Origin of the sequence: Scandinavium sp. (genome assembly GCF_032012665.1) — a bacterium.
Classification (GTDB): Bacteria; Pseudomonadota; Gammaproteobacteria; order Enterobacterales; family Enterobacteriaceae; genus Scandinavium.
Map to the genome: position 1 here is coordinate 37167 of NZ_DALZVG010000014.1, position 25188 is coordinate 62354.

The 25188-nt window shown below is 46.2% G+C and carries 22 protein-coding genes, 1 other RNA gene and 2 pseudogenes; 8 read left to right on the plus strand and 17 right to left on the minus strand.

The annotated features are described in order from the left end of the window. Positions 1-6: 6 nt before the first annotated feature. From RTU33_RS12725 to RTU33_RS12735, 3 genes are all read left to right on the plus strand, one after another. Positions 7-1170, plus strand: coding sequence for an HlyD family type I secretion periplasmic adaptor subunit (locus RTU33_RS12725; protein WP_312627915.1), 1164 nt, complete (start codon positions 7-9; stop codon positions 1168-1170). A 70-nt stretch (positions 1171-1240) separates the two neighbouring features. After that, positions 1241-1604: a transfer-messenger RNA gene (gene ssrA, locus RTU33_RS12730) on the plus strand. A 232-nt stretch (positions 1605-1836) separates the two neighbouring features. Continuing rightward, positions 1837-2082, plus strand: a complete 246-nt coding sequence (locus RTU33_RS12735; RefSeq protein ID WP_312627821.1) for a DinI-like family protein — start codon at positions 1837-1839, stop codon at positions 2080-2082. A 57-nt stretch (positions 2083-2139) separates the two neighbouring features. Here the strand turns inward: RTU33_RS12735 and RTU33_RS12740 are convergent, their stop codons facing one another. The 11 genes and pseudogenes from RTU33_RS12740 to RTU33_RS12790 all read right to left on the minus strand — a co-directional run. Continuing rightward, positions 2140-3513 carry a pyocin knob domain-containing protein gene (locus tag RTU33_RS12740; RefSeq protein WP_312627823.1) on the minus strand — a complete coding sequence of 458 codons (1374 nt, stop codon included), beginning with the start codon at positions 3511-3513 and terminating at the stop codon, positions 2140-2142. Positions 3514-3524: 11 nt separating this feature from the next. Further along, positions 3525-4544 carry a DUF6453 family protein gene (locus RTU33_RS12745; protein ID WP_312627825.1) on the minus strand — a complete coding sequence of 340 codons (1020 nt, stop codon included), beginning with the start codon at positions 4542-4544 and terminating at the stop codon, positions 3525-3527. Next, positions 4541-7213: a DUF1983 domain-containing protein gene (locus RTU33_RS12750; RefSeq protein ID WP_312627827.1), complete on the minus strand. Its 2673-nt coding sequence runs from the start codon at positions 7211-7213 to the stop codon at positions 4541-4543. The genes RTU33_RS12745 and RTU33_RS12750 overlap by 4 nt, the downstream gene beginning before the upstream one ends. Continuing rightward, the gene (locus tag RTU33_RS12755) at positions 7213-7611 is read right to left on the minus strand and encodes a DUF6950 family protein (RefSeq protein WP_312627828.1); all 399 of its coding nucleotides are present in this window, start codon (positions 7609-7611) and stop codon (positions 7213-7215) included. The genes RTU33_RS12750 and RTU33_RS12755 overlap by 1 nt, the downstream gene beginning before the upstream one ends. A gap of 8 nt (positions 7612-7619) precedes the next feature. Next, positions 7620-8204: a hypothetical protein gene (locus tag RTU33_RS12760; RefSeq protein WP_312627829.1), complete on the minus strand. Its 585-nt coding sequence runs from the start codon at positions 8202-8204 to the stop codon at positions 7620-7622. Continuing rightward, on the minus strand, positions 8204-8797 hold the full coding sequence (locus RTU33_RS12765) for a hypothetical protein (protein ID WP_312627831.1): 594 nt from the start codon (positions 8795-8797) through the stop codon (positions 8204-8206). The genes RTU33_RS12760 and RTU33_RS12765 overlap by 1 nt, the downstream gene beginning before the upstream one ends. A 13-nt stretch (positions 8798-8810) precedes the next feature. Then, positions 8811-12068: a phage tail tape measure protein gene (locus RTU33_RS12770; RefSeq protein WP_312627833.1), complete on the minus strand. Its 3258-nt coding sequence runs from the start codon at positions 12066-12068 to the stop codon at positions 8811-8813. A gap of 54 nt (positions 12069-12122) precedes the next feature. Further along, positions 12123-12464 carry a zinc ribbon domain-containing protein gene (locus RTU33_RS12775; protein ID WP_312627835.1) on the minus strand — a complete coding sequence of 114 codons (342 nt, stop codon included), beginning with the start codon at positions 12462-12464 and terminating at the stop codon, positions 12123-12125. 74 nt (positions 12465-12538) lie between these two features. Further along, positions 12539-12802, minus strand: a complete 264-nt coding sequence (locus tag RTU33_RS12780) for a DUF4035 domain-containing protein (protein WP_312627837.1) — start codon at positions 12800-12802, stop codon at positions 12539-12541. A gap of 23 nt (positions 12803-12825) precedes the next feature. Beyond that, positions 12826-13227: a phage tail assembly chaperone gene (locus RTU33_RS12785; protein ID WP_312627839.1), complete on the minus strand. Its 402-nt coding sequence runs from the start codon at positions 13225-13227 to the stop codon at positions 12826-12828. A 54-nt stretch (positions 13228-13281) separates the two neighbouring features. Further along, positions 13282-13581, minus strand: a pseudogene (locus RTU33_RS12790) (phage tail protein); the annotation flags it as partial. On the opposite strand from RTU33_RS12790, the pseudogene RTU33_RS12795 reads away from it, so the two are divergent. Both RTU33_RS12795 and RTU33_RS12800 read left to right on the plus strand, forming a co-directional pair. Further along, a pseudogene (locus RTU33_RS12795) lies at positions 13555-13866 on the plus strand (tyrosine-type recombinase/integrase); the annotation flags it as partial. The pseudogenes RTU33_RS12790 and RTU33_RS12795 overlap by 27 nt on opposite strands. A 270-nt stretch (positions 13867-14136) precedes the next feature. Then, positions 14137-15366, plus strand: coding sequence for an integrase domain-containing protein (locus RTU33_RS12800; protein ID WP_312627840.1), 1230 nt, complete (start codon positions 14137-14139; stop codon positions 15364-15366). A 561-nt stretch (positions 15367-15927) separates the two neighbouring features. Here RTU33_RS12800 and RTU33_RS12805 read toward each other — a convergent pair. From RTU33_RS12805 to RTU33_RS12830, 6 genes are all read right to left on the minus strand, one after another. Beyond that, positions 15928-16464, minus strand: a complete 537-nt coding sequence (locus RTU33_RS12805) for a hypothetical protein (protein WP_124791568.1) — start codon at positions 16462-16464, stop codon at positions 15928-15930. Between the two features lie 425 nt (positions 16465-16889). Continuing rightward, positions 16890-19085, minus strand: coding sequence for an AAA family ATPase (locus RTU33_RS12810; protein WP_312627841.1), 2196 nt, complete (start codon positions 19083-19085; stop codon positions 16890-16892). Between the two features lie 1359 nt (positions 19086-20444). After that, entirely contained in the window at positions 20445-21425 is a 981-nt protein-coding gene (locus RTU33_RS12815; protein ID WP_312627843.1) for a hypothetical protein, read from the minus strand. Positions 21426-21608: 183 nt separating this feature from the next. After that, positions 21609-22307 (minus strand): hypothetical protein, encoded by a 699-nt coding sequence (locus RTU33_RS12820; protein WP_105744345.1) that lies wholly within the window; start codon positions 22305-22307, stop codon positions 21609-21611. A gap of 2 nt (positions 22308-22309) precedes the next feature. Next, positions 22310-22567, minus strand: a complete 258-nt coding sequence (locus RTU33_RS12825) for a hypothetical protein (protein ID WP_105744343.1) — start codon at positions 22565-22567, stop codon at positions 22310-22312. A 431-nt stretch (positions 22568-22998) separates the two neighbouring features. Next, a complete protein-coding gene (locus RTU33_RS12830) occupies positions 22999-23136 on the minus strand; it encodes a hypothetical protein (RefSeq protein WP_158700102.1) in 138 nt (45 codons plus the stop codon). Between the two features lie 260 nt (positions 23137-23396). Here RTU33_RS12830 and RTU33_RS12835 point away from each other — a divergent pair, with 260 nt between their 5' ends. The 3 genes from RTU33_RS12835 to RTU33_RS12845 form a co-directional block, all read left to right on the plus strand. Then, on the plus strand, positions 23397-23618 hold the full coding sequence (locus tag RTU33_RS12835; RefSeq protein ID WP_158700101.1) for a hypothetical protein: 222 nt from the start codon (positions 23397-23399) through the stop codon (positions 23616-23618). Positions 23619-23956: 338 nt separating this feature from the next. Next, entirely contained in the window at positions 23957-24355 is a 399-nt protein-coding gene (locus RTU33_RS12840; RefSeq protein WP_286511952.1) for a hypothetical protein, read from the plus strand. Next, on the plus strand, positions 24324-25188 hold an 865-nt coding region (locus RTU33_RS12845), incomplete at its 3' end, for a relaxase/mobilization nuclease domain-containing protein (RefSeq protein WP_312627847.1). The genes RTU33_RS12840 and RTU33_RS12845, both read left to right, overlap by 32 nt.

The following is a 25188-nucleotide window of genomic DNA, read 5'->3' on the forward strand; positions in this document are numbered from 1 at the left end:
ATCGCCATGGATGACCTGGACATCCGCCGGGAGAACGAATTTTCCGGCGCCAGCAAAATTGTCCTGCTTTCAACCGCCCTCTTTTTACTGCTTGGCGTCTGGGCCTGGTTTGGCACATTAGATGAAGTTTCCACCGGCACCGGGAAAGTCATCCCAAGCTCCCGCGAGCAGGTGTTGCAGTCCCTTGACGGCGGGATCCTTACCGAACTCAACGTGCACGAAGGCGATAAAGTGGAGGCTGGCGAAGTGGTGGCGAAACTCGACCCCACCCGCTCCGAATCGAACGTCGGGGAGAGCGCGGCCAAGTACCGCGCTTCGCTCGCTTCCAGCGTGCGGCTGAATGCCGAAGTGAACGATCTGCCGCTTAAATTTCCCGATTCACTGAAGGCCTGGCCAGATCTGATCGCATCAGAAACGCGGCTGTATAAATCCCGCCGCGCACAGCTCACCGATTCGCAGGCCGACCTTCAGGACGCCCTGGACTCCGTTAATAAAGAGCTCGCCATCACCGAACGGCTGCAAAAAAGCGGAGCGGCGAGCCACGTGGAAGTGCTGCGCCTACAGCGGGAAAAGAGCGACCTTGGCCTGAAAATCACCGACCTGCGCTCGCAGTATTACGTGCAGGCCCGCGAGGAACTCTCCAAGGCGAACGCAGAAGTGGATATGCTTTCGGCAATAATTAAAGGCCGCGAGGACTCCGTAACCCGCATGACCGTGCGCTCACCGATGCGCGGCATCGTCAAAAACATCCAGGTGACGACCATCGGCGGCGTGATTCCACCAAACGGGGAAATGATGGAGATCGTGCCCGTGGACGATCATCTGCTGATTGAAGCGCGCCTTTCGCCACGTGATATCGCCTTTATTCACCCGGGCCAGCGGGCGCTGGTGAAAATCACCGCCTACGATTACGCGATTTACGGCGGCCTGGAAGGGGAAGTGGAAACCATCTCGCCAGACACCATTCAGGACAAAGTGAAGCCAGAAATCGTCTATTACCGGGTGTTTATCCGCACGCACCAGGACTATCTGCTGAACAAGCGCGGACGCAAATTCAACATCTCGCCGGGGATGGTCGCCAGCGTCGATATCAAAACCGGTGAAAAAACGATCATGGATTACCTGATTAAGCCGTTCAACCGTGCGAAAGAAGCGCTGCGTGAGCGTTAAGTGAGCGTTTCTGCGCCTTATAGCGGTGGTATTTCCCCGGCCAGGTCTGTTATACTGGCTGGAACACATTGGGGCTGATTCTGGATTCGACGGGATTCGCGAAACCCAAGGTGCATGCCGAGGGGCGGTTTGCCTCGTTAAAAGCCGCAAAAAAATAGTCGCAAACGACGAAAACTACGCTTTAGCAGCTTAATAACCTGCTCTGAGCCCTCTCTCCCTAGCTTCCGCTCTTAAGACGGGGATCAAAGAGAGGTCAAACCCAAAAGAGATCGCGTGGAAGCCCTGCCTGGGGTTGAAGCGTTAAAACTAATCAGGCTAGTCTGGTAGTGGCGTGTCAATCCGCAGGTGCCAGGCGAATGTAAAGACTGACTAAGCATGTAGTACCGAGGATGTAGGAATTTCGGACGCGGGTTCAACTCCCGCCAGCTCCACCACTTCAAACAGGACAGTGCAAGGACAGCACCAGCAAAAACAGGAAGTTAGCAGTCCCGGCAGGACACCGACCAGACGGTAGCGGGACAAAAAAGTATACGTAAAGGAGCCGTGGCTCCTGAGCGATGAAGAAGCCCGCTTTGCGGGCTTTTTTTATGCCTTTCATTACAACCTTGACACTGTAAATGTATGCATTAAATTACTGTATATCCAAACAGTAAGAAGGAGCCTGTAATGTTTGTGGAACTGGTTTACGACAAGCGTAATTTTGAAGGTTTGAAAGGTGCGAACGATATTATTCTCGGTGAGTTGGCGAAGCGGATTCATCGTATCTTTCCTGATGCTGACGTTCGCGTTAAGCCGATGATGTCGTTGCCAGCAATCAATACTGACGCCAGCAAGCACGAGAAGGAGCGGATCAGTGCCGCTGTACAGGAGATGTTTGAAGAAGCTGACATGTGGTTAGCTGGTGACGATTGATCGCCAGGGCAATACGCCGCAGCCCGTTCTTGCATAGGACCTGGCTGCGGCAACTTTTCAGCTTCCAGAGCCCTCAAGCAAATCTACGCCCTCAGTTGCTTCTCTCTGCTTCCGATTCCAGATGCTGTCTTCCGGCATATCAAGACGCACATCGATCCAACTATTTTCAGGCACGTCGATCGGCTCACCTTTCGTTTTCACTATTTCGCCGTCATCACTCAGCATGTACTTTCGCTTGAACAGGCGGATTGTCAGCCCACCACTTTCTGTTTGCTCCGCTTCGACAACGCCAAGCTCGCCCATGCCGCCCGGGTCCATTGGCGGCAGAAGTTGCCAGCCTTCTGATGCCAGTCCAGCTGAACCCGTAAGAACGTACACGCCGACATCAAGGCGGGAAATGTTGATACCTTCAGCCTCAGCATTCGCTGTGCCGCTGCCGCACCATACAAAACCATCCTCAGCTATATCGGCACGCTGGCACACTTCCTGGCTTGTTACGATTCGGGCAACTGGAGATGCGGCTTTTAACGTTCCGTCACTGGCTTTCGTCGTATTCATTGTCGTATAGAACTCTGCCCAGGGAGAAAAGGCATTGGTATTGAAGCCACGGAAGAACATTCTGCCAGGGTGTGTTTGAGTAGCATACGGAAGCGCAAATTGGGTAAACGCCCCCATGTTTGACCTGCCCACATTCAATACATACCAATAATTGGTCGAGACTATTGGGGAGTTGTTTGCAGATGAACTTGGAATAAGTTTGTTATACAGCCCTGCACCATTGATTGTATCCATGCTGGTTGTCGATACTTCAATTTCACTTCCGATCTGGAAAAATTTATACTTTTCTCCGACAGGCGTCCCCATATCCGTACCAACCACCATGACATTACCCTGGGCGGTGCCTGTGTCTTTGACCGCGCTACTTCCCAAACCGAGGTTTGTGCGAGCGACTTCCTTCGTTGTAGCGCCGGTACCGCCCTGGACTATTGCTACCGCCCCGCCATCAAGATCAGCCTTGTTATTCATGTCGTCAGTCAGCTTTTTAAAACTGCTGATCGTTACCGACGTGCCATCCGGAGCAGTAATATTAATACTGCCGGTACCGGTCATAATTTGCTGCCAGCCATCCATCTGAGTCTGGTAGTAGCTCAGTTGCGCAGCCAGACGTCGGGCAAAATCCGGCACGCTGTCGCTGTAAAAGCTCATGATCGCGTAAGCCTGCCCCGCTGAGACAGTCCCCGCATCGCTTGTCAGCGTTAAAGTAGTTGCACTGTCCACGCGCAGAATTTCGTACATTTTGACAGTACCGGCCGCCGGAATTAACAATGCCTGACCCGGGCCTATCCCTTGCTTGTTGTCTGTCCAGTTAGTCCCCGTTCCGGTGACTGTCGCGCCTGAAATAGCGATTGTGCCTGTTTTGTACCAGCCCATAGTTTCACCTGTTAAAAATAATCTGAGCCCCAGATAACCGGGATTGTTTTGCCTTTGAGGGGGATGACTTCGAGATCGGGCAATATGTTATCGCCTACGTGGACCAGCCTTGCGCCGGGCCCATAGCCAACGTGCGTACTATTCAGCGCCGGATTCACTCGCCAGATATCTGATTGCCGGGTCGTTTTAGAGCCCATTCCTGAGAGGGGGATCATTGGAATGTTTCCTGGTGAGCTAAAATTGCTCCAGTTACCGACCGCTGACGGGAGAGGGATTTGCTGACGGATGATCAGCGGCAATTCACTGGACGTAAAACTCACTTGTCCATCCGCCCCATAAATCATCAGGCCCCAGTCAGGTACGGTCGGCGTTTTGATGTCGAAGACACAGATTTTCAGCGTAACGCTGAAGCCACCCTGAGTTCCCCAGTCAGCACCCGCTGGCTTATACCCCTTGATTTGCTTCGAAGCCTGGTCAAATATGAGCCCCACCGAATCATCGCTGCAGTTGCAAAACACCATCGCATTTGCAGAGCAATTGAGCTGGTATGTTCCCGTAAACGTAATCGTGTAGGCTCCTGTCATAAACAGGCTGGCGGATGAATTAACGACAGCAGGAAAAGCCCCGCCCTCATCAACATAAAGCCCCCATCCGTCCGCAGTAACCGGCTGCTGATAGACTGCAAATACCCAGTAACCAGATGGCCGTCGCTCTGGTGGAGCCCCCCATGCCCCTGCCCCAAATGAAGGTACCGAAATCGTCACCTTCCTGTCGTTAACGGTGATATTTATGGGAACGGTGTTATAGGTAAGATAAGTAGGGGAATCCAGAACCAGCGCGGCAATATCAGTCCAGACCATAAGCTGTACACCGGCGGGAACCTGGGAGGAAAAATCGAACGTAGTCGATCCGCTACTGCCCAGGTCCACCTCGCTGTCAGTTATTTTCCGAATAAACTGCAACGGTGCCGCATCAGAAACGTTCAGCGCCTTCCCGGACGGCGAGAATACCTGTAAACCAAAATCACTCATTTCAGATACCCCAACTTAATCTTCACGTTCCCTGCCCCGTCGTACACGACAATCAGGTTATTGGTAATGCGCAGGCGCCCGCTGCCGCTGATCGCGCCGTTCATCTCAAACGAGCCATCAGCGCCCATGCGCGTACCGGTCTGTCCGGCGACATAGTTAGCTGAGTACCAGCTGCCAATTTTCGCCAGAGTGATAGAGGCGTAATCAATCAGGGCCTCATTGAGGAACACCTGGCCGTTTTTAATAGCCATAGCCAGCTTCATGGAGCCGTTCCCGGGGTTATAGAACCCCATGGTATTAGCGCTGACGAGGAAATAGCTCTGAACGGCGCCGCCGTTACCCTCAACTCCTAACTGCATGCCAGCGACGTAACTCTGACCGTTGCTGTCCACCTGCACTTTTGCGCCCCACTGCGCAGACAACTTTCCGCTCAGGTCGGCGTAAGCACTGGATACCTGCTGTACTGCGGCGCTGTTCTGGTCGGCCTGAACCGTCAGTTGCTCAAACGCCTCCGCATAGGCGTGATCGTTTTCGATTATCGTCGTGTCAATTCGCAGGATTTCAGAAACAAATTTCCCGTCCTGCTTCCGGCGGCGCTGCACGTCCGCATCGTTGGCTATGGCATTTTCGATAATTGCGTCGGTGTTGATGTCGATCTGATTATTCAGGTTCTTGAATGTTTCCGACCCTTCAATCTCATTTGCAATCTGGTCCAGCAAATCGCCGGTGTCGGTCGTGCAGACCGCGGCAACCTCAACAAAAGACGATGTGCCGAACGCGTTGATTGTCCGGACATACCAGTAGTAGGTATGGTCAATCTGCAGTTCGTTACTGGTCCAGGTGGTCCCCATACCGGCCCGGGTGGCGGATGCCTCTACCGTTGCTGTACCGGTGTCCGGCAGCGGTGTTTCACCGGATGTCCAGAAATCCCACTGCGTCGAAACGCTGGTTATTTCGGCCATCCGCGGCTTCAGTGTGATGGCAAAATACCCCTGCTCAACATCAACAGTCGACGGGGGCGGCGGTGCCTCAATACTGAACTCCAGATAACCCTCGGGTGACTGCGCCCCCATCAGGTTAACGGCGATAACGTGGGCGGTGTATGTATCGCGCAGGAGCCCTGTCAGCCTGACAAAAGAGCCCGGCACCTGCACGGACATCACCATCTCACCATCACGGCGGATCAACACCTTGTTGTAGGCATACTGCCCAATGTTCTGCCAGGACAGTACGCCCTGAACAACCTGACCGATTTCTTCAACGGTGTACTGCAGGTTCTGCGGCTGGGCCACGCCGCCCGGCGGGAGATCGGTGAACGGTGGCCGGTCAATAGGCTTGCCGATTGCATCCCCCCACACATCGGCGGTTTCCTGTTTTAGTGTCAGTTGAACGCCATTCTGTATGCCAAATTTCCAGTCCGTGACGCACATTTCTACGCCGGTTATCCCGATTGTAGGGAGGTTAACGGTGACATACATTCCCGGACGATAGCGGTACCCGCTCAGATTCAGCACCACGTTCATTGTTCTGGAAATGCGGGTGCGGTTCAGTTTTATGGAGGCCAGACGCTGGGCCTGAAATTCAGAGGTCACAAAGCGAAGCTTCATATCCTGAGAAATTTCAACCCCGTCCTCGGTCACCCATTCCGCAACGGAGACTGACGGGAAATCGACCTCAGTAAAATTTTGCAGGGGATCGACAAACGTTCCCTTGATAGTGTTGACGCGCTCGGACTGGGCAACCTCCGGCATGATTTCGATATCACCGGCGATCTGGCTTTCGGTGATTTCCATCGTAGCCGGACCATAATAAGCACCGACCAGAATCCCATGCTTCCCGGCGATATAAGTGGGCTGACCCGCGCAGGCCGCCAGCATTGCGTCCAGAATGCTGGCTTTATTCTCACTGAGATCAAATTCTCCGTTGAGGGTATAGCGTCTGTCTGTGCTGCCGTCGCCGTTGGTCACGACTTCATCACAGATGTTTGCGGCTTCCTGAAACTGATCCCAGTTAATATCGGAATCCGGAACTTTCAGGTACACGCGGTAATAATCCAGCACGCACAGCGCGAGGTTGTTGCTGTAAGCCGTCTGGCCGGTGCGCGGGTCGTAGACTGCGCGGCCGTACTTCTCGACCTTGACCCCAGGAATTCCGGATGGAAACTTTTCCGCATTGAACTTCAGGGACAGCCTCAGCCAGGTCAGTCCCCGGCCTATCATGTCGGGTTTCCATGACGGCGCATTAGCCAGCATGAACGGATCAGCAGTCTGCCGGTCAGTGTGCACCTCATATGTGGCATTCTCGCCGTAGGTGCCGATCTCCTCATCGGAGAGGTACACCGCACCCGTATTCGACAGCGGATGCCCTGCCAGGGTGATCGCCATATGCAGCCATTCGCCGTCAGTCTGATCGCCCGCCTGCTCCTCGGCAAAAAACAACGTACCTGCGGAGATGGTGCGGCCATAGCAAACCGTTTTGGCGCTGGCCGCCGCACGCAGCACTTGCTTGCGTTCAGACGTATCGCGGTATGCTCCCAGCGACGGCTTTTTGGTGAGCATCTGTGTGGCGACCTGAGCGGCGATAGTGATCGCCATCGCAACGGTATAGGCCTGATATGATGCTGCAGCACCGGCGGCCACGGTGGCAACAATCGGGATAGCAGCAGGCATTAGCGAACCCTCCATACGCTGAGCGGCTTAATTCTCAGGCATACCAGTCCGGTATTACCCGGCACCCAGACCGCGCCGCCGTAAATGACACCCGCGCAGCGGGAGCCCGCATTCTCCACAACAGCAATATCTCCGCGCTGCGCCAGCTTGACCGGAACCTCAGTGAGATATTTCGCCAGCACCTTTTCCAGCGAGCCACCGCCACGCAGAAGCGCCTTTTTCGCGCCTGCGGCAGAATGGTAAGTACCCCGCCAGCTATCAGCAAAGTTTTCCCCGGTCATGGCCTGCGCACAGTCAGCAGCGAACAGGCAGCAGTCATGCTCGCCCCATAAAAAAGGCCGCTTTTCAGCGGCCCTTATCACGGCGATTAATCTGTTATGCCAGTCTGGGTGTTTCATGGTGTTCCTTACGAATAGGTAAAGCCGGGTGCGTCTTTTTTGCTGCCCCAGAAAATAGACCGTTCGGACATCTGCGCAACGTATCGGAATATCCGATCGTCCTGGTACGCCGCGCGCTGCGACTCATCGGTAAAACGATCCGGAAATGGCCTCTGCCAGTCCTCAAAGATATTGCTGACGGTGTACTGAATGGCGTTGGTATCCCCGATCGTCGCGCCGGTACTGGTCACCTTGCCCTTAAAGATAAGGTCAGCAACCAGCGCCACGCCGTTATCATCGAGCGCCACCAGATAAATTTCAGCCTGCCGCCCCACACAACGCTCGTTCAGCGTGGTGGCAAACAGCGACATGTCCAGCCCGGAAAGGGTAAGTTTCAGCTGCGTCGGGCTGGTTGTATTGGTTTCACTGGCATCATCAACGGAACCGAGGCGGCCCATTCCGTAATAAACGTAACCGCCAAGCACCAGCGTGCCAGTGCCCGAATGAACGTACACGGTGCCGGACTCAAACTGGATATTTGCGGCGATGACCGCCGTCACCCTGTCGCGCGAAAGAATGTCGACCATCTGATCGGAAAAAGGGGAATACAGCATTAAAACGCCTCCTCAAACTCCAGGGTGTAACTGGTGAAAACGCCGGGAACACGGTTTCCTGTTCCCTGCTGGTTATCCTTCAGTTTGAAAATGCCGTAGGGCTTCGCCACCTCAATTTTCGCATTGGCCGCTGGCGAACTACGCAGGATCGGGGCTATTGGGATAATGGCTGTTCCGTTTGGGGCGGCGGTGACATCCGCGGTAACCATCTTCAGCTCGTCATTCACCGTAAGATAATCCCCCGTATGAAGCACCAGTGCTCCGGGCGTCCACCCCTTGCTGTGTAATTCAGCCCCGGTTTGGTTGGCATCGGAAACCACGGGATTACCCGCTGGTGCTCTGCCCGCCCTTCCCCAGTCACGAATCTTAACCCTGCCGTATTCACCATCGAGTTCCGCCACCAGCGCATCAATTCGGCGGGATTTTTCATCGGAAAGGTTGCTGAAGGTCAGGGAGCAGAGCCAACGAGTGCCGGGGAATCTGACAGTTTGCGACGCGCCGTTAAAAGGCGACCGAAAGGTTTTGGTATTACTTTCCGGCCGCCACGTAAGCGACGCCGGGCATACATCAGCAGGCCATTCAAGCGCAGCCATAATTACTCCTCAGTTAAACACCCAACATTCTCCGCCCCTGACCGTTGGTCTGGAAATCACTCAGCATGTCCTGACGGGCCTTTTTGGCACCATCCGCAGCTCCCTGTCGCGCCGCCTCCTGCATTGCCTGTTTAAGTGCTGCATCACCGTTCCCGGAAATATTGAAATGTTGGGTAATATTGATATCCCCATTTCCTCCTGATGGCGCTGTGGTGCCCACCATCCGCACGCCAAGCGTTCCGTTAGGTGTACGTGTTAAGGGCATAACCGCTTCTGGTCCTGCTTCACCCATCAAACCATCGCCTTTGGCAAACTTAAACATCGTCGGGCTGGAGACTATCGAATTGCTGAAATGGCTAAGATTTGGGGAATCGAATATTCCACCCTTAGCAAACTTAACGCCTGCAGCAGAACCGGTATAAGCACCTGAGGGTGTACTCCCTCCTGAACCGGTCGCGCCAGCGCCCATCAGGCTGCCAATAGAGCCAAATAGCCCACCCCCACCGGCTGATTTCAGCGAGTCCACCAGCATGGCGTTGAGAATAATTTTTTGCATGGAAGCAAGTACTGATTTTGACCAGTCTTCCCAGTCAACCTTATTCCTCGCCAGCTCATCGGAGATATTGCTTACCAGGCCTGTCATGGAGTTATTTACCAAATCAGCTGACTGGGATGCATAATCGGAAGCGGTATCAAACCAGTTGTTGAACCCTCTCGACAGCCCGGAAATCCAGTCGGCACCAGAAGCCGCCATGGCTTTGTACTTTTCATTCAGCGCATCCAGTGCAGCTGCACGCTGGGCCATAGCCTCAGTACCACCGTCAGTTTTTGAGAAAACGCGATTAATCTGCTGCTCTTCTTCAAAACGCTGACGTTGCCGATCACTCATCCCCGCCGTTTGCGTTGTCAGGGTCGCATCATCACGAAACTTTCTGGCCGCTTCAGTCAGATCCTTGAGAGCATCAGCCTGCTCGCGCTGCTTACGAACATTTTCATCAGCTCGTTGCGTCCATTTTGCCAGTTCAGCAGATGAAGCCTGAATCGACTTACGCTGCTCGTCCGTCCATTTTGTGCCAGCCTGATGGGACGCCGCATACAGATCTGCGGCCTTCTCCCCTTCGGATGCACGGACTTTTTGAACATCGATGGCCACACTGAGATCGGCAATTTTGCGGGAATACTGCTCGGCTGTGCTGGCCGCTTCACGTTCGGCCTTACTTTGTTCCTTAGAGGCGGCGGTGGAGGTTTTTTTTGCGTCAGCTGCTGCTGCATCCTTTTTGGCCGCCTGGTCCTTGTTGTAGATGTACTGGGTGTAAAGCGCCCCGGTCAGCTTCAGGTCTTCAGCTTCGTAAACATGCTGCTGATGGAGTTTCTCTAAACCGCTGAGGCTGGCCAGTTCATTATCGCGGCGTGAACGCTCCAGAGCGGTTTGCTGCTGAGGCGTAGCATTCGAAACTGGAACAACTGGACTTACAAACTTTGGTTCAGCTGTAGGAACAACTGCCATAGTTTGATTGAGAAGTTTATATGCGCCATTCAGTATGGAAATCGCGCCAGCTTGCTGTATAGCTCTTTGAGTAGCGAGATCGCTCGCATCATTTACAAGTTTTTGAGTAGCGACGACTCTTGCAGCAACCTTTTCTCTTTCAAACTCAAGCTGTGATAACCGATCTGTTAGAGCAATGTTTTTCTCGGTTATATCAGCCTGATCCATGAAAGTGTTCAGGTAGGTTAACTTGGGAGATTTGTTATATTTCTCCTGAATCATTGCCAGTCCAGCTTGACTATCCTTCACTTTCGCTATTTGCGAATCGAGATCGGCCAGGTCCTGCTTTTGAGCCTGTAACGATGTACGGGCATCAGCTGCAGTGGAACGCAGCCCAAGCACCGACATCTGCTGCAACTTACCGTTTATCTCATCCAGATTATTGGCAAATCCAACCGCTTCTTTATGTACCTGCTGGGTATGCTGATACAGGCCGTACATTGCGGCACCAGCGCCGATAATAACGCCGGGCCATCCACCGAGAATACCCAACACACCGCTACCAAGACGGGACATCACCGAGGCCGTATTGGTAAGGTTATTTACAGCTGAAGCCCTTCCGGCAAGAGCATTATTCAGCGATGCCTGGGCGGCAGCCAAGTTGCGTTCGGCAACAATCTGCGCCTCGATACTGGTTGCTGCTGCACGGGCCTGCTGCGCCCTGTAAAGTGCTTGCCGACCAGCAGCAACACTTACCTGTGCACCACGAACCTGCGCCTGCGCCAGCTCAATCTCTGCGGCCGTGTTGGACAACACTGCGCGGGTAGATTGCGCAACACTGCCAACCATATTGCCAAAATAACGGGCCAGGCCGACGCCAACCAGCAGTCCAGCCGCATTGGCAACATCATCGATGTTATTTGCCAGGCCATCCAGCACGCCGGAAAGTGTGGAGGATGCGCCGACGGCATCGTCCGCACCGCCGACCCAGGCGAGAAAGGCGTTCTGAACTTTCTGTGCTGAACCGCTGACTGAAGCGGGTAGTTGTTCAAATTCTTTGCGCAGGACCTCAACGTTGGTCAGCAGCGGGACAATTTTGTTAGTCGTCAACTCACCGTTGTTGGCCATATTACGCAGTCCACCAACTGTGGTACCCAACCCATCAGCCAACAGTTTCGCCAGGCGGCCGCCGTTCTCCATAATGGCGTTGAATTCTTCACCTCGCAAAACGCCAGAGCCAAGCGCCTGGCTAAGCTGGGTGATAACAGAACTCGTCTCTTCGGTACTGGCGCCAGACAACTTCAGTGAGGTTGCAACGGTTTCGGTAACTTTTGCAACGTCTGCAGAAGCGTAGCCTGCATCACGCAGGGACTGGGCAATTCGGCTATAAAGGTTGCTGTTTGCCTCGAGGGATGTTCCGGTGCGCTGGCTGATCTCCATCAGCACATGCTGGGATTGCACGTAATCCTCGCTGGAAGAGGACGCCAGGCGAAGACGTCCATTCAGTTGGTTCCACGTGTCGGCGAACGCGATCAGCTGATGTGTGGCAAATGCTCCAGCCCATGCCCCGGCAAGTCCGGCAGCAGAAGAACGTACTGTTGCGAGCTGAGAATTCAGTTCTGCCAATGAACGCTGGGTCTCACGCTGGGCAGCCGCCGCTTTTTTCCCGCCCTGTTCCATAGTGCGGTAGTAATCTGTTCCCATACGAGACGCACGGGCGATCTCGGTCTGGAAAGAAGAGGAATTGGCAGAAATTTTTATGATCAATTCACGGAGCGTTGCCATATTTCACCCATAAAAAAACCTCGCAACAGCGAGGTTTATCTTTATTAAACTTATCTATGACAGACCAGCATTTTTTCTAGCTTCTTCAAGATATTCTTCTTCGGTTTTCACCGAATGACTGCCTTCTGAAGAAGATGTGAGATCACTGCTACAGTGTTTACATTTCACTGCCTCATTCTTGATTAGCTCTGCGCAAAACGGGCATTTTTTCATGCCGTCATCCAGCATGGTTTTTTCTTCAAAGTGCGGATCTTTCTTTATAAGAATTGAATGCACCAGCGCAATAATAAATAACAATGCTCCGTATACCCACCAAGCAAAAAATGACCGCCCTTTACTTTGTGCTATTAACGCAGGGATGACACCAATTACTATAGCTACCAGCAAAAATTCCATGACTGCCCCCAAATTTAAAGTATCAAGGGCAATCCTAATAATTGGAACGAATAATGTCACTATTTAATAACGCATTATAAAGCAGACATCCATTCCTCCAGCTCGCTGATCTCCCTGTCTTCTTCCTGCTCACCCCATTTCAGCATCACATCGTTAATGGTGAATTTCCCGCCCTGAGAATTCAGCATCGCAACTGAAACCTGTGCGGCCTGGACGTCGCCACGCCAGTCACCTAACGGGCTGATGCAGTCGTACTCGATCCACATCTTCAGCTCACTGGCAGTGATGGTCTGACGCAGCTCCTGCAAGGTTCGCCCCAGACGGAGCGCGAGTGACATCAGGAAGAAGGTCAGCGGCTGTTTTACGGCTTTCCCGCTTCTTCCTGGCTCATTCCGAGACCAAGAGCCTGAGCCAGCAGGCGCGCGTGAACAGGTCCATAAATCTTAGATACCTGCTCCTGATCTTCATCGCTGAATACACGCTCACCGTTTTCATCCAGGAGAACGTCAATAAACAGAACTACGTCAGCCTCTTTGTTGCGCAGGAACTTCTGCGCCTCTGTGAGCTGCGGAGCCTCTTCGCCATCGGCTAGCTGCGGGTTAACGATTTCCCGGAATTTCACCCACGCATCGCCGGACGGTTCACGCAGGGTTACCTTTACGTCATCCCATTCAGGGACGGTAATGCCGGCTTTGGTGCGATAGGCTTTCGATGCAGTAAGCGCCACGTTGCGTAGTGAATTCTGTGATGTTTTTTGCGCCATTTCATTTTTCTCTTGTTACATGGTCGGAGGGATAAAAAAAGCGGCCGAAGCCGCTCAGGAACCAGACGCGTAGATGCGTTTAGGTTTGCCGCGTACACGCAGAGAATAGGTCGCGCCAACAACGGAAGAGGTTGCAGCAGACCATGAACTCTGGCGTACCTCCACCAGCACATAGAAGCCGTTGCCGGACGGGAAGATCACGCGCAGCGCACGCAGTTCGTCATTTTCGTAAGCGGTCTGGAGTGCTTCCTGTGCCGCTTCATCGCCAACCCAGTTACGAGTAATCGACATCTCTGCCGGCGCTGCCAGGCCGTTGGTTTGCTCCTGTTCAGTTTCATGAAGGACGGTTGTGTCTTTGAGGATCCAAAGACAAGCAAGCCATGGGCCAGCGCGGATGCCATCAGGAAAAAGGCCTGGGTGCCAACGCTTCGGAAAGCCGGTATCAGGTATCGCAATCCCTATCAGACCCGGCACACGTTCGCCACACGCTTGATCAGCCGCGGCGTAAACCTTTTCTGGCTGGCGGCGCAAATGGGCCATAAGGGACCGGAGATGCTCTTCCGGCATTATGGTCGCTATCTGAAGGAGTATGACGGCAACACGGAGAGAAAACCAAAACTGGTCAGTGGCAGGAACTGAAAGGAGCCGTAAAGGAGCCGTAGAAATCAAGGCAAGTTATTATCCATTACAAATCAGTTAGTTACAAAATTTCGGACACGGGTTCAACTCCCGCCAGCTCCACCAAATAATGATGTACTGAAGTTCAGTAAAGTCTACTAAGCCCGCATGGAACCAGCCTTGCGGGCTTTTTTACGTCTATTGTAGTCTAGTGAGAATTGCTGAGAACTATCACTTATGGCACCCTGAATGGGACCCACAACGAAGGGTCCTAAAATCGAGGGTCCCAAAATGGCAAAAATCGCTAAGAAGCTCACTGACACTGAAATCAAAAGCACCAAGCCAGCCGCCAAAGAAATCAACTTGTTCGACGGGGATGGTTTGATCCTACGAATCGCCCCCCTCTCGAAAGGAGGGAAGAAGAATTGGTATTTCAGGTATGCAGTGCCGGTGACCAAAAAGCGAACTAAGGTGAGCTTAGGAACATATCCTCACCTTACACTGGCAAGAGCCAGAGCCTTACGAGATGAATACCTTTCCTTGCTTGCCAATGGCATTGATCCTCAAATCCATAACAACGATAAAGCTAATGCCTTAAAGAATGCTACTGAACACACTCTCCAAGCCGTGGCAAGGAAATGGTTAGATGAGAAGGTAAAGACATCAGGTATCTCACAAGACCATGCAGAAGATATCTGGCGAAGCCTGGAGAGAAATATCTTTCCCGGCTTGGGTAATGTTCCTATCAATGAGATCCGACCTAAACTCTTAAAGCAACATCTTGACCCTATTGAGCAACGAGGAGTCCTCGAAACTTTACGGCGAATCATTTCCCGATTAAATGAAATTTTCCGTTATGCAGCAACTGAGGAACTTATCGAATTCAATCCGGCTGACAACCTTGGGCAACGGTTCAGTAAGCCTAAAAAGCAGAATATGCCTGCATTACCCCCTTCCGAGTTACCCCGCTTCCTATTGGTGTTAAACAATGCCTCTGTTCGTTTGGAGACACGATTGCTGATTGAATGGCAGTTACTGACCTGGGTACGTCCTGGTGAAGCTGTTCGCACAAGATGGGCTGATATAGATATCGATAACTCAATGTGGAACATCCCGGCTGAGTTTATGAAAATGAAGAAGCCTCACAAAGTTCCACTAAGCAAAGAAGCTTTGAGAGTCCTGGAGTCAATGAAAGCGATAAGTGGGCATCGTGAATGGGTGTTTCCAAGCATAAAGGCTCCTCTTAACCATATGCATGAACAAACAGCTAATGCGGCCATAATCCGTATGGGCTTCGGAGGTGAGCTTGTAGCCCACGGTATGCGATCCATCGCTAGAACGGCTGCTGAGGAGTCTGGACAGTTTAGGACTGATGTCTTAGAAGCCGCCCTTGCCCACTCGAAGAAAGATGAAATAATTGCCGCATATAATCGCGCGGAGTATCTCGCAGAACGAGTAGTTCTCATGCAGTGGTGGAGTGACTATGTTCAGGCTCAAAAGCTAAAAGCTATTGCCGCCTAAATCGTCCCACCATTTATGTCATAACGGAGGTAAAAAATATGGAAACACTATTTAAGATTTTCGAAAGAATAAGTTCCAGACCACTTTATTTTATATTTTTAGGATTATCGCTATGCGATTTTTTTCAAAATAAATCTGCATTACAAAATCCCACCGCTGAAAATATTGCAACATTACTGGCTGCAATGACAATAGGAGTATTCATAACCTAGGGATTTGAATGGCTAATTTTTAAGTTCAACGCAAATCTGGAACCGTATGATCAAGGCGATATAGCTCCAACAATTGGAACGGCCGCATTAGCAGTATACTTAGTTTATGCTTTGCATTTTCTGGGTAGGAATCCCGAAGCATTAAATTTAAAATTATTAATAAATTCTGGCTTTATATACAGCACAACTTTATTATTATTTTCTTTTGAAAGCATGAAACTTAGGAGGTTAAAACAAAAATAAAAAAACCATCAATATTGGTTAGCAGTTCCCCCTCCCCAAAAAAATAATTAATTAAATAATACAAATTTTAAAAAAGGGAAGGTTTCCCCCTCCCTTAATTTATTATTTACTTAACTCTTTTGAGAGAGATGCCTGAATTCGGACCTGGAGGAACACCTAAGGCACTATCTACACCAGGATTTGAACGCAAATCATTCAAAACTGCCTGAGCGGATAATTGCTTACCAATGATAGCTACCGATTCTGGTCGAGGGTTAGTAGATGCTCTGGCCCGATATACTTCCACAATGCTACCGCCTTCTGAAACAACGGCTGCACATAATCCCCTTGCATAGAGTCTGCTGAATTCTCCTTCAGCTAAGGTTTGGGCTGCTGTTATTGGCACTCGTGCCTGCATCAACTCAGTGCTTTTCGGTTTCCTTTTTGTATAAAATTGTGCAAGCAGTCCTCTGGTTCGGATCTCATTCTCCAACCATGCATCATCGTATTTAACTGCTTCTTCTAACAATGCAGGCCATAAGGATTTACCATATTCTGATAAATAATTACTATAGTAAAAATTGTTATGTTCCTTATCATACTGAATTTCTAATGTCATATGCAGTCTTGTCTTATCATCTAAATCTAAAAAATTCAGGGACATACCTTTCTCCAAATTGATTTATCTGTTTGTTATAAAACAACTACACTTAGCTCAATAAAAATTTTTTTACTATGATCCAAATCACTTTTTTAACCTTTAAGTGAGGCTTTCTCTAATATATTTTCAGCTAAATAAGTAATAGCGATCAAAAAATTGTTGATTGATTTTACAAGAAAACCCTTTAATATGTCCCTGCCACTGAGGCACTCTTTCCTGCTGACAGACTCCCATAGTATGCTTGCTTTGCACATGGGGTGTGAAGGCTATCAGTAGTTTACTGAGAAGAGATGGAGTAAAGGCCATGTTACGTGAAAAAGTAGTGTTGGTTCGCCAATACGACCGCTTCCGCAATGGGCAATGGGAGACAGTGTGTCAACATCTGCGCTCCCTACCCCGCAGCTAATTCAGAGCTGCCTCAGTGGTAACTAAGCTACTTCGTCTATCTCAATACCTAACATCTTATTGAAATGTTGTTCATCCTTAGTCTTCTTAAATATCCCTTCAAACATCTCTAAATATTTATTGGCAGATATTTGCCCTAAGTAACTTATATTAATGGAATCTGAATGTGATCCCCTGTTAATGTAACGATAGAACGTTTTATAATTAATGTCTTTTTCAGAACTAACTAATTTATCAAGTTCTTCGCTAAGTTTTTCCATTTTACAAGAGAATGAGAAATAATATTCAAGGATGTTTCTCATGATGTTCGGCAAAACAACTGAACTAATTTTACCTTGTTTAACATCTTTCAAGATCATCCAAAGCGCTTCATATTCATTCTTTATATCATCACGACCAATTGTTAATACATCGCTATACTGATCTTTAATCACCCTATATAGCTGGTATTTTTTTTCAAAGTGTTCTTTCTTACTTGGAGCAACTTTAATTAGTTCTTGGAAGAAAAATAAATTATGAGTAAGAACAACTAACTTATTATTTTCAATTTTTCTAACTATACGATGATGAATGAGTGAAGATATTTCATATATATAATCATGCGATAAGCTTGAAATAGGATCATCAATGACAATTAATTTTTCTTTATTACTTTCATTATCGTCATCTAACCGTCCATCACATAACTCAAGAAAATACAAAAATGTAATTAATGTTTTCTCACCTTCACTAAGAGTTCTATAAATATTACTGACAACCCCATTATCCCTACATATTTGGAAAAAATTTGTATCTGCATTTTTTTTAATTTTGAAATGCGAGATTCCGAGCGAAGTTAACGTATGATTAATTTTCTCAACAGTTTCATCTATATTGGAAGTTTGTTTTTTTAGATCTATCGATGATGCATTTAACACTTCTATTTCATTTTGGATTTTATCTTTCCTTGAGATAATATCTTCTCTCTCTAAACTTAGCTCTTTAATTTGTTTGTTTTGAGAGTCAATGAGGTCATTACAGATATTTCGTAGAGATTTCCAAACACAGGACTTAAGTTCATCTATACTATTATCATAATTCTCTACCTTTGTGTTTATGGTATTAATCTCATCATTATATTGCTTCATTTTTTCAACAAGAATATTAGCACTCGGATTATCATTTATAACCTCGACATTCAAAGATGGCTTATCTATTTTTTCTTGTATAAATCTTAAGTTAGCCTCAAAGATAAGATTAGCCTGTTCAAGTCCCTCGTTGAACTCATCCTTATCGGTGATATAACTGGACGACATTACAGTAGATTGTATGCCACCAGTAAACTCATCAATCATTTTTTTATAAGAAGATTGCAATTCTTTTAATCTTAAGATCATTTTGTCATAAGCATCATCAAATATTTTTCTCACTTCTTCCCTGAATGAATCATCAATAGTATTTTTTTGACAAAACGGGCATTGGTCATCATCTATATATGATAATCCAGTCCTTATCCAATCTGAATTTCCAAGCCTATCAATGACCATTGACAGATAACTATTTCCTGAAGGTATCAATGATGTAGATAACATACCCACTTGATCATCTGAAAAATATGGAAGTGCTGGAATGATCAATGATTGATAAGATACATTTTTATTTGATTTTAATTTTATATAATCAGAAATTAAATTTGCGGTATCTATTTCTTCCATTTCTACCTGTTGACTAAGACGCTGGAAGAGGCTTGTTTTTTGCAAGTAGCCAGCCATTAAATCTCCTAACCCACCGTCTTTCTTTCTGATATGTGAAGTTTTATCCCATACTTTCGTTTGGTATTCGCTTACAACTTTTTGTATCATCTTATCTTTTTTTTCGAGATCACTATCGATACGGATAATATCTTTTTTTAGTTTAGACAATTCTTTTTCATTAAGAGCTAGAGCCTCCATTACCTCTTTATTTTCTTGACTTAAAGTGAATATTCCAGGTTGTTCTGATTTGTTATAGAATGAATCCTCTACGAACTGGCTATTGTAGACAATATACCTGTATTTATCTGTATCACTAAAAGAGCAACTACCATATGCTTCATCCTCAGGTTTATAAAAATATCCTGATATTGTTGATTTACCCGAACCATTCTGTCCATATACTAAGTTTATTCTTTTCGTTAGATCTATTTCAATATTTTTCTCGTCACTATAACTTTTTACTGACCTTATTTTCAGAACGCTCATAAAATGACCTCTAAGAATTTAGTAAGAATAAAAATTAGTAATTATTATTCCTCTCCCAAAAAACAAAAAAAAATACTATGTTGTTATGTAATTACCGAGGCATGGGATATATCATATATAATATGGGGATGCTGGGACCATGCCATTTTAGAGGAAAACTTTTGGTCTTGTAAAAGCTTGTCTCTCAACATAATATCCTTCAGCAATAATGATCATTGAAATAATTTTCAATAAAACAGATTTATCTCATTGACTAATAATACAACAACTCTTGCGTTTTGGCATCTTTTATGCGATACAAAAGGAAAGGCAGTATTGCGTTTAAAAGGGGATACAGATGCAAGCTTACACTTTAAAAGAACATAAGGACTCAGGAGAGCTTCACCTTTTCGAGGGAAGCATGACTAAAGATTCTTCACCTCGTAAATGTAATTCCTCTTTGAAATCCATATGCAAAAAAATGGATAATACAGAAAGCAAAGGAAACCTTTTCACATGTGCTACTGAGCAGGAAGCGAGGGGAAAAATTGCTGAAATTGGACGAAAAGTTTGTGGGACGTGTGTAAGTCATTTATATGAATCATATTAAAAGGTGCTAAACATGTCTTCTAAAAAAATGAATCCTATTACATTTCTATCTTCAATTGTTGCCTTTTCTTGTATTGCGTACCCTAATATCGCAGCACATAAATATTCTTGGTGGCTTATAGTGCTCGGAGTTTTTCTTTTCACCCTAGTATGTGGAGCACATACCGGGACAATTGTATACGACAACCTAATATCCAGAAAGAAATACAATAACTTTGCTGCAAGATTATCAATCCAACTAGGAATAGCCGTTATTATCTCTTTAATTGGATTTATTATTTTTCACAATCTTTATCAATAGTTTCATTATTTTCCGTTACTTTATAATATACCAAAAATGGCCATATTAAAGACATAATAACACCGACAGAAATAAATATAACTTTCAAGACTTCATCACTAATCATAAATGTTCTCCTATTCATCCTTGTACTTTAATAGCGCATCATATAATTATGTCAATAGTTTCATTTCAATAACCCACAAAAATAATAAAGCAAGGGCTAACTCAGAGAAGCTCCGCTTCTCTGAGTTGCCTTGCTTTTTCTGCTCTATGATTGAAAAAGAAAAATTCTCTGCCTAATCTTCATGCACACACGGAGTAGACCCGGTCAAGTAATACATTGTGAGTACTGCTCTGTTATGAGAGATGAGTAAATATTAGACCTTTTGTCGTTGACTATATACTCATCAGAAATTTGAAGATTAAAATTACTTTAGCTATCAAGGTTCTGAAATGTCGTTGAAAAGCATTTTTACTTACGAAAATTTTTAGACATTATAAGAGCTAAATGCCCCGTTGCCATCGGTTTCACCATAGCGTATATATCCAGTATCAAATATCGTTTTTTCAAAATCTGTTTGATCTATATTAAATCCATGCTGGGCAATGGATCTGATGTCATTCATGTTATTCATTTTAGTAAAGTTAGAATTTATTATAAATTTATTTTCCCCAACCAACTCTATTCCTAATAGGAAGTGTGGGAACAGCGCACCTTTAACAGCAATTTCATTCTGTTCCGGATACAATCCTTTCGGTAAATAAGCGGGAAGTCCCGTCGCATAAATTATTTTTGCATGGTGTTCAATTTCCCATGGACCAATAGCATAATCCTGGAATGGTGCAGGAATAAAGTAATGAAAGATCACCTTTTCCTTCTTTGTGCGCTCAGAAAATTGCAATGCAATGGATTTATCTTTTGATGTTGAGACCAGCATTGTTTCCTTGCGAATACCGGGAGAACCTGCGACATGAAGAAAGTACAAATAATAATCGCGGACATTAACTTTTGTTTTATCGGTATAACAAGTATTACTTTTTCTCAAGAAATCAATATCAGAGCCTGATCTCAGAAAATATTTCCGGAATCTATCATCTGTACATTTTTCGACTCTGGTCGATAGCTTGGGTTCTTTAAGAATATTACAGATTCGAGCATGAATAAACGCGAAGGTTTGCTCTGAATGATCGTTGAGATCGGTAAGATAATTACGCCCCGGTGTAAATACATCGACCGAAAAATGCCTAGCTTTGTCACCGAAGTAAAAAGCACGCTCATAAGTTTCGTTTTCTTTGTTAGTGGGAGTTTTTTTTAACAAGCGTTTTTTTATATTATGCAGTTCTTCTCCTCGATAAAGCAGCAGCACCTCCCCCTGCTCATTAAGGTTACGAAGATGGTATTCTAAATCTATAAATTTCTCTTTTACGCTCTCTGTCACAGGTTTTAATTCGCTATCCACATAATCCATCGCTGATACTCCTGAAAAAAGACTTGCAGTTCTTAGCTGATTTTTCGGCGACTAAAACTATTGATATTCACATACGCTAGAAATTCGATTTATTAGAAGGCTTAAAAGTAAAGGGAGGGCTAGTCTAGGCTCTCCCTAGGTAGTTCTTGATATAAGTAGACACTCCTATCTTATAAGAAAATATCAACTCATAATTATAGCCGGTGGGTTAAAGAACCAAAAAATTAATATAAGTGCAATTGCTCCCCCTGCCTTCACGTATCCATTTATATTTACTTTTAACCACCCAGGTATGCAGGAGCCAACGGCTGCACAAGACAATGCAAAAACTCCCCTTATTATAAAAAATTGCGTAGGACTTGGGTTTTTTATTATCATCGCCATAATCAAAGATATGATCATGAGGAAAATGCCTACCCCAACTGGGAGGTAAACATCCATCTTATTTTTATCTTCAGCCTCTTCCACGTCAAACCCCTTTGTAGGCAATTTTGCGGCTAAAAAATCAGCTCTTAGCTTGTCGCTAACATTTTTCGTACTATACTTTTTTACCATTCTCTGCATGTTTGAACATGCGTGATCAGTTGGTTTGCTGTACGCACCATCAATCAAATCATTATGGAATTCTAAAAACTTTATATGCTTTAAATATGATCCTAGAATCACCTCGCAGGACTCAGCTAAATCTGTAACCCACAAGCCATCATTGTGTTTACCATCAATTTTACTCTGAGAAACAGCTTTCTCTGCTTTGTTAAAGTATTTTGCTCCTTTTCGCATGCATGATATAAGGCTATCTTTATTTTGGTTTTTATTAAAAGCAGAGATTGCATCCATATAATCATCTTTGCTTTTAGATAATAACTCTTCTAAGTCATCCATTTTTAACTTTTCTTCATTGCTGATGTTAAAAGTGCATTAAGATCGCTATTGTCAACACTACTTGTAACCATAACCCTAATTGAACCACAAATACGCATAACAATGCTTTGTAGTTCAGAAGAGCTTACCCTCTCACCTGCCTTTATCTTTCTGTCTATGGCATTGCGAATCATATCTAACTGAGCATCAGTAGGATTCCATGCCTTATCAACGATATTCGCATAATCACGTAAAAACTCTTTGAATTGGCTGTTAGTCATTAAGTTATATCCTCATTAAACTAAAACTGTAGATCAAAGGTCGGTATCAGGATTCTTACAGATTTTTGCGCTATGCAACCGATATAAGATAAGAGCCTTTATCGGGTTCTTTTTTGCAATGAGCACAGAATCTGTCATGATTCACCGCACTATAAGCCAGTATACACAGTCGGTCGCGGAGAACACACCGCCAGAAAGTGTAGTAGTTGCCAAAATTTGGCCTCGGCATGAGAACTTCTAGACTTAAGTAGAACTCCGTCTTTGGCACAAACCCTACGCGGATGGTAGAAGAGAAACATACAAATCATTATTCAATCAGCACGTTTATGTGCAGAATTGCATTGTTCTTTTGTTCCAAGCAGATAGTATCCTCCATAAGGTGGCGGAGAAGTTCCGCCAGTACAATCGTTCATTCCTGACTGGCCATTTCTTCACGGAAGACAATCACCACCATTCGAGTTGGTCGAGGTACCAGCATCGCCCTTACCACCAACATCACCCTGTCCGGCGTAGCTGTAAGCAGAAATGGTCACCGTAGCAAGTAAAACAATGCTCAATAGCTTACTCATAATGATCGACTCCTTATCCTCACAGTTGGATAGTTATTAACCATCTCCTTTACTCATCCATTTTAGAACAGTTCTTTCTGCCTTTGCATTGATAAAAAAAGCCCAACACAAAGTCAACATCTTATTAGCATTATATAATTATTAATAAGGCATAACACTTTTGCGATCTATATCACAATAGTGTTTTAAAATATATTCATAAATACTGATGTTTCGCCCTATGCGAGAAAACAAACAAATTTAACTTAAGGGTTACATAAATGGCTAAAAAAGTTGATATCGTCAAGGTCAAAAATCCTTCTGGATGGACACCAGGCATACACCATGCAGTTGAAGAAGAAAAAACAGAGAAACTTCTTTATGAGTGCGATACACAGCAGCAAGCAATTGCCTGGGCAAAAAATAAAGAATATGAGATAAACATTCATAGAGAAAGAAATAGAAAACCTACAGATAAACATGGTCGATTTAGGGATCAATAAATTTTATTATTTGATATATAGACTACTGGGAAATATCAAGTTTTCCGTAGATTTAATAGCATCATATGGTTTTATTTAGTGATTAGAGGCTTGAATGAGGGAAGGTACTTACAAGACTTCCCTCTATTAAGAGAGCCTATTTCCCAATTCTTTCATCAACCACCTACTATCAATAATTTATTCACTCCTTAGCATTATCCCATTAACAATAAATACCGACATAATATTGACAAAGAATTGAAATAATAATAATTTTATAATTGAACATTCAATTCCAGATATGAAAAGGAGTTCATATGGAAAAACAACTATCGGTGCAACGCATTCCCAAAAACAATATGCCTGTAATAAAGCAATCTTCAAAACTGCCTGACCTAATAACACAAACTCTTAGAACGCATTGTGTCAGTGTCCGTCTTAATAACTCGGAACTTCAATTACTCAACACAAAACGAGGTTCTACATCTAAAGGCGAATGGTTACGTATGGCTTCCTTGCAGAAGCTCCCCATGAATGTACCTCCTGTAAACATCGAAACATGGAAGACTCTGGGTGAGATCAATCAGAAGCTAAACCGTATCGCTCTTCATATCGATAGTAAGAGTAAAGATAGCCAGCTTACTCATACAGAGCTTTTCGCTGTGAAGCGACAATTGGAAGAGCTTCGCCAGCACCTGCTAAATGCTGACATATGGAGCAAACCCTATGAAGGGTATGCGGAAGATCAAGAGGGGTAAGAACTTTGCTGGTGTGGTCCAATATGCATTGAAGCCAGGTTCACATCATAAAAGTGATCCAATCGTCATTGGCGGGAACATGTTAGGTGATTCAGCCTGTGAACTGATCGCAGAATTCGATAGCACCAAGCATCTTCGCCAGGATGTCGCAAAACCAGTTTGGCACAATTCGCTACGATTGCCTGATGGAGAAACATTATCGAATGACCAATGGGTAACCATAGCTGACGACTACATGAAGAGGATAGGGTTCAGTGATACTCATCTCCGTTGCTATGTGCTTCATGACGACGATGGCCAGCATATACACATCATTGCCAGCAGGATCGACATGGCCGGTGGGAAGCTCTACTTGGGTAGGAACGAAAATCTTATAAGCACACGGATCATTAGTGAACTCGAAATCGCTCACGGTCTGACAGTGACCAAGGCAGCACCTTCCATTACACCAAAGCAACAGAAGCGAATAAAAGTTTCCCGTAATGAACAGATGCTTTCAGAACGGACTGGCCTTCCCTCCCCTAAAGAAGCTCTACAACAAATACTTGATAAAAGTTTGACTGATAAACCTGACCTTTTAACTTTGATCAAGAGGCTGGAAGAAGCAGAAGTCGGCTGGACGGCTAACATTGCCTCTACCGGTAAGATGAACGGCTTCTCATTCGAATACCGCGATATAGCTTTCAAGGCTTCACAGTTAGGCAAGGGTTACTCTTGGGCAAATCTTCAAAAGCAACTTAACTACAACCCCGACCACTTAGAATTTCTGCGAAAGGGTATACAGACGAAGGAAGCTCTTCCTGTTCCTGTTCCTGTTCCTGTTCCTGTTCCTG

Coding starts and splice junctions, on each gene's coding strand:
- RTU33_RS12725 (WP_312627915.1), top strand. CDS start 7: ATGGATGACCTGGACATCCGCCGGGAGAACGAATTTTCCGGCGCCAGC.
- RTU33_RS12735 (WP_312627821.1), top strand. CDS start 1,837: ATGTTTGTGGAACTGGTTTACGACAAGCGTAATTTTGAAGGTTTGAAA.
- RTU33_RS12740 (WP_312627823.1), bottom strand. CDS start 3,513: ATGGGCTGGTACAAAACAGGCACAATCGCTATTTCAGGCGCGACAGTC.
- RTU33_RS12745 (WP_312627825.1), bottom strand. CDS start 4,544: ATGAGTGATTTTGGTTTACAGGTATTCTCGCCGTCCGGGAAGGCGCTG.
- RTU33_RS12750 (WP_312627827.1), bottom strand. CDS start 7,213: ATGCCTGCTGCTATCCCGATTGTTGCCACCGTGGCCGCCGGTGCTGCA.
- RTU33_RS12755 (WP_312627828.1), bottom strand. CDS start 7,611: ATGAAACACCCAGACTGGCATAACAGATTAATCGCCGTGATAAGGGCC.
- RTU33_RS12760 (WP_312627829.1), bottom strand. CDS start 8,204: ATGCTGTATTCCCCTTTTTCCGATCAGATGGTCGACATTCTTTCGCGC.
- RTU33_RS12765 (WP_312627831.1), bottom strand. CDS start 8,797: ATGGCTGCGCTTGAATGGCCTGCTGATGTATGCCCGGCGTCGCTTACG.
- RTU33_RS12770 (WP_312627833.1), bottom strand. CDS start 12,068: ATGGCAACGCTCCGTGAATTGATCATAAAAATTTCTGCCAATTCCTCT.
- RTU33_RS12775 (WP_312627835.1), bottom strand. CDS start 12,464: ATGGAATTTTTGCTGGTAGCTATAGTAATTGGTGTCATCCCTGCGTTA.
- RTU33_RS12780 (WP_312627837.1), bottom strand. CDS start 12,802: ATGTCACTCGCGCTCCGTCTGGGGCGAACCTTGCAGGAGCTGCGTCAG.
- RTU33_RS12785 (WP_312627839.1), bottom strand. CDS start 13,227: ATGGCGCAAAAAACATCACAGAATTCACTACGCAACGTGGCGCTTACT.
- RTU33_RS12800 (WP_312627840.1), top strand. CDS start 14,137: ATGGCAAAAATCGCTAAGAAGCTCACTGACACTGAAATCAAAAGCACC.
- RTU33_RS12805 (WP_124791568.1), bottom strand. CDS start 16,464: ATGTCCCTGAATTTTTTAGATTTAGATGATAAGACAAGACTGCATATG.
- RTU33_RS12810 (WP_312627841.1), bottom strand. CDS start 19,085: ATGAGCGTTCTGAAAATAAGGTCAGTAAAAAGTTATAGTGACGAGAAA.
- RTU33_RS12815 (WP_312627843.1), bottom strand. CDS start 21,425: ATGGATTATGTGGATAGCGAATTAAAACCTGTGACAGAGAGCGTAAAA.
- RTU33_RS12820 (WP_105744345.1), bottom strand. CDS start 22,307: ATGGATGACTTAGAAGAGTTATTATCTAAAAGCAAAGATGATTATATG.
- RTU33_RS12825 (WP_105744343.1), bottom strand. CDS start 22,567: ATGACTAACAGCCAATTCAAAGAGTTTTTACGTGATTATGCGAATATC.
- RTU33_RS12830 (WP_158700102.1), bottom strand. CDS start 23,136: ATGAGTAAGCTATTGAGCATTGTTTTACTTGCTACGGTGACCATTTCT.
- RTU33_RS12835 (WP_158700101.1), top strand. CDS start 23,397: ATGGCTAAAAAAGTTGATATCGTCAAGGTCAAAAATCCTTCTGGATGG.
- RTU33_RS12840 (WP_286511952.1), top strand. CDS start 23,957: ATGCCTGTAATAAAGCAATCTTCAAAACTGCCTGACCTAATAACACAA.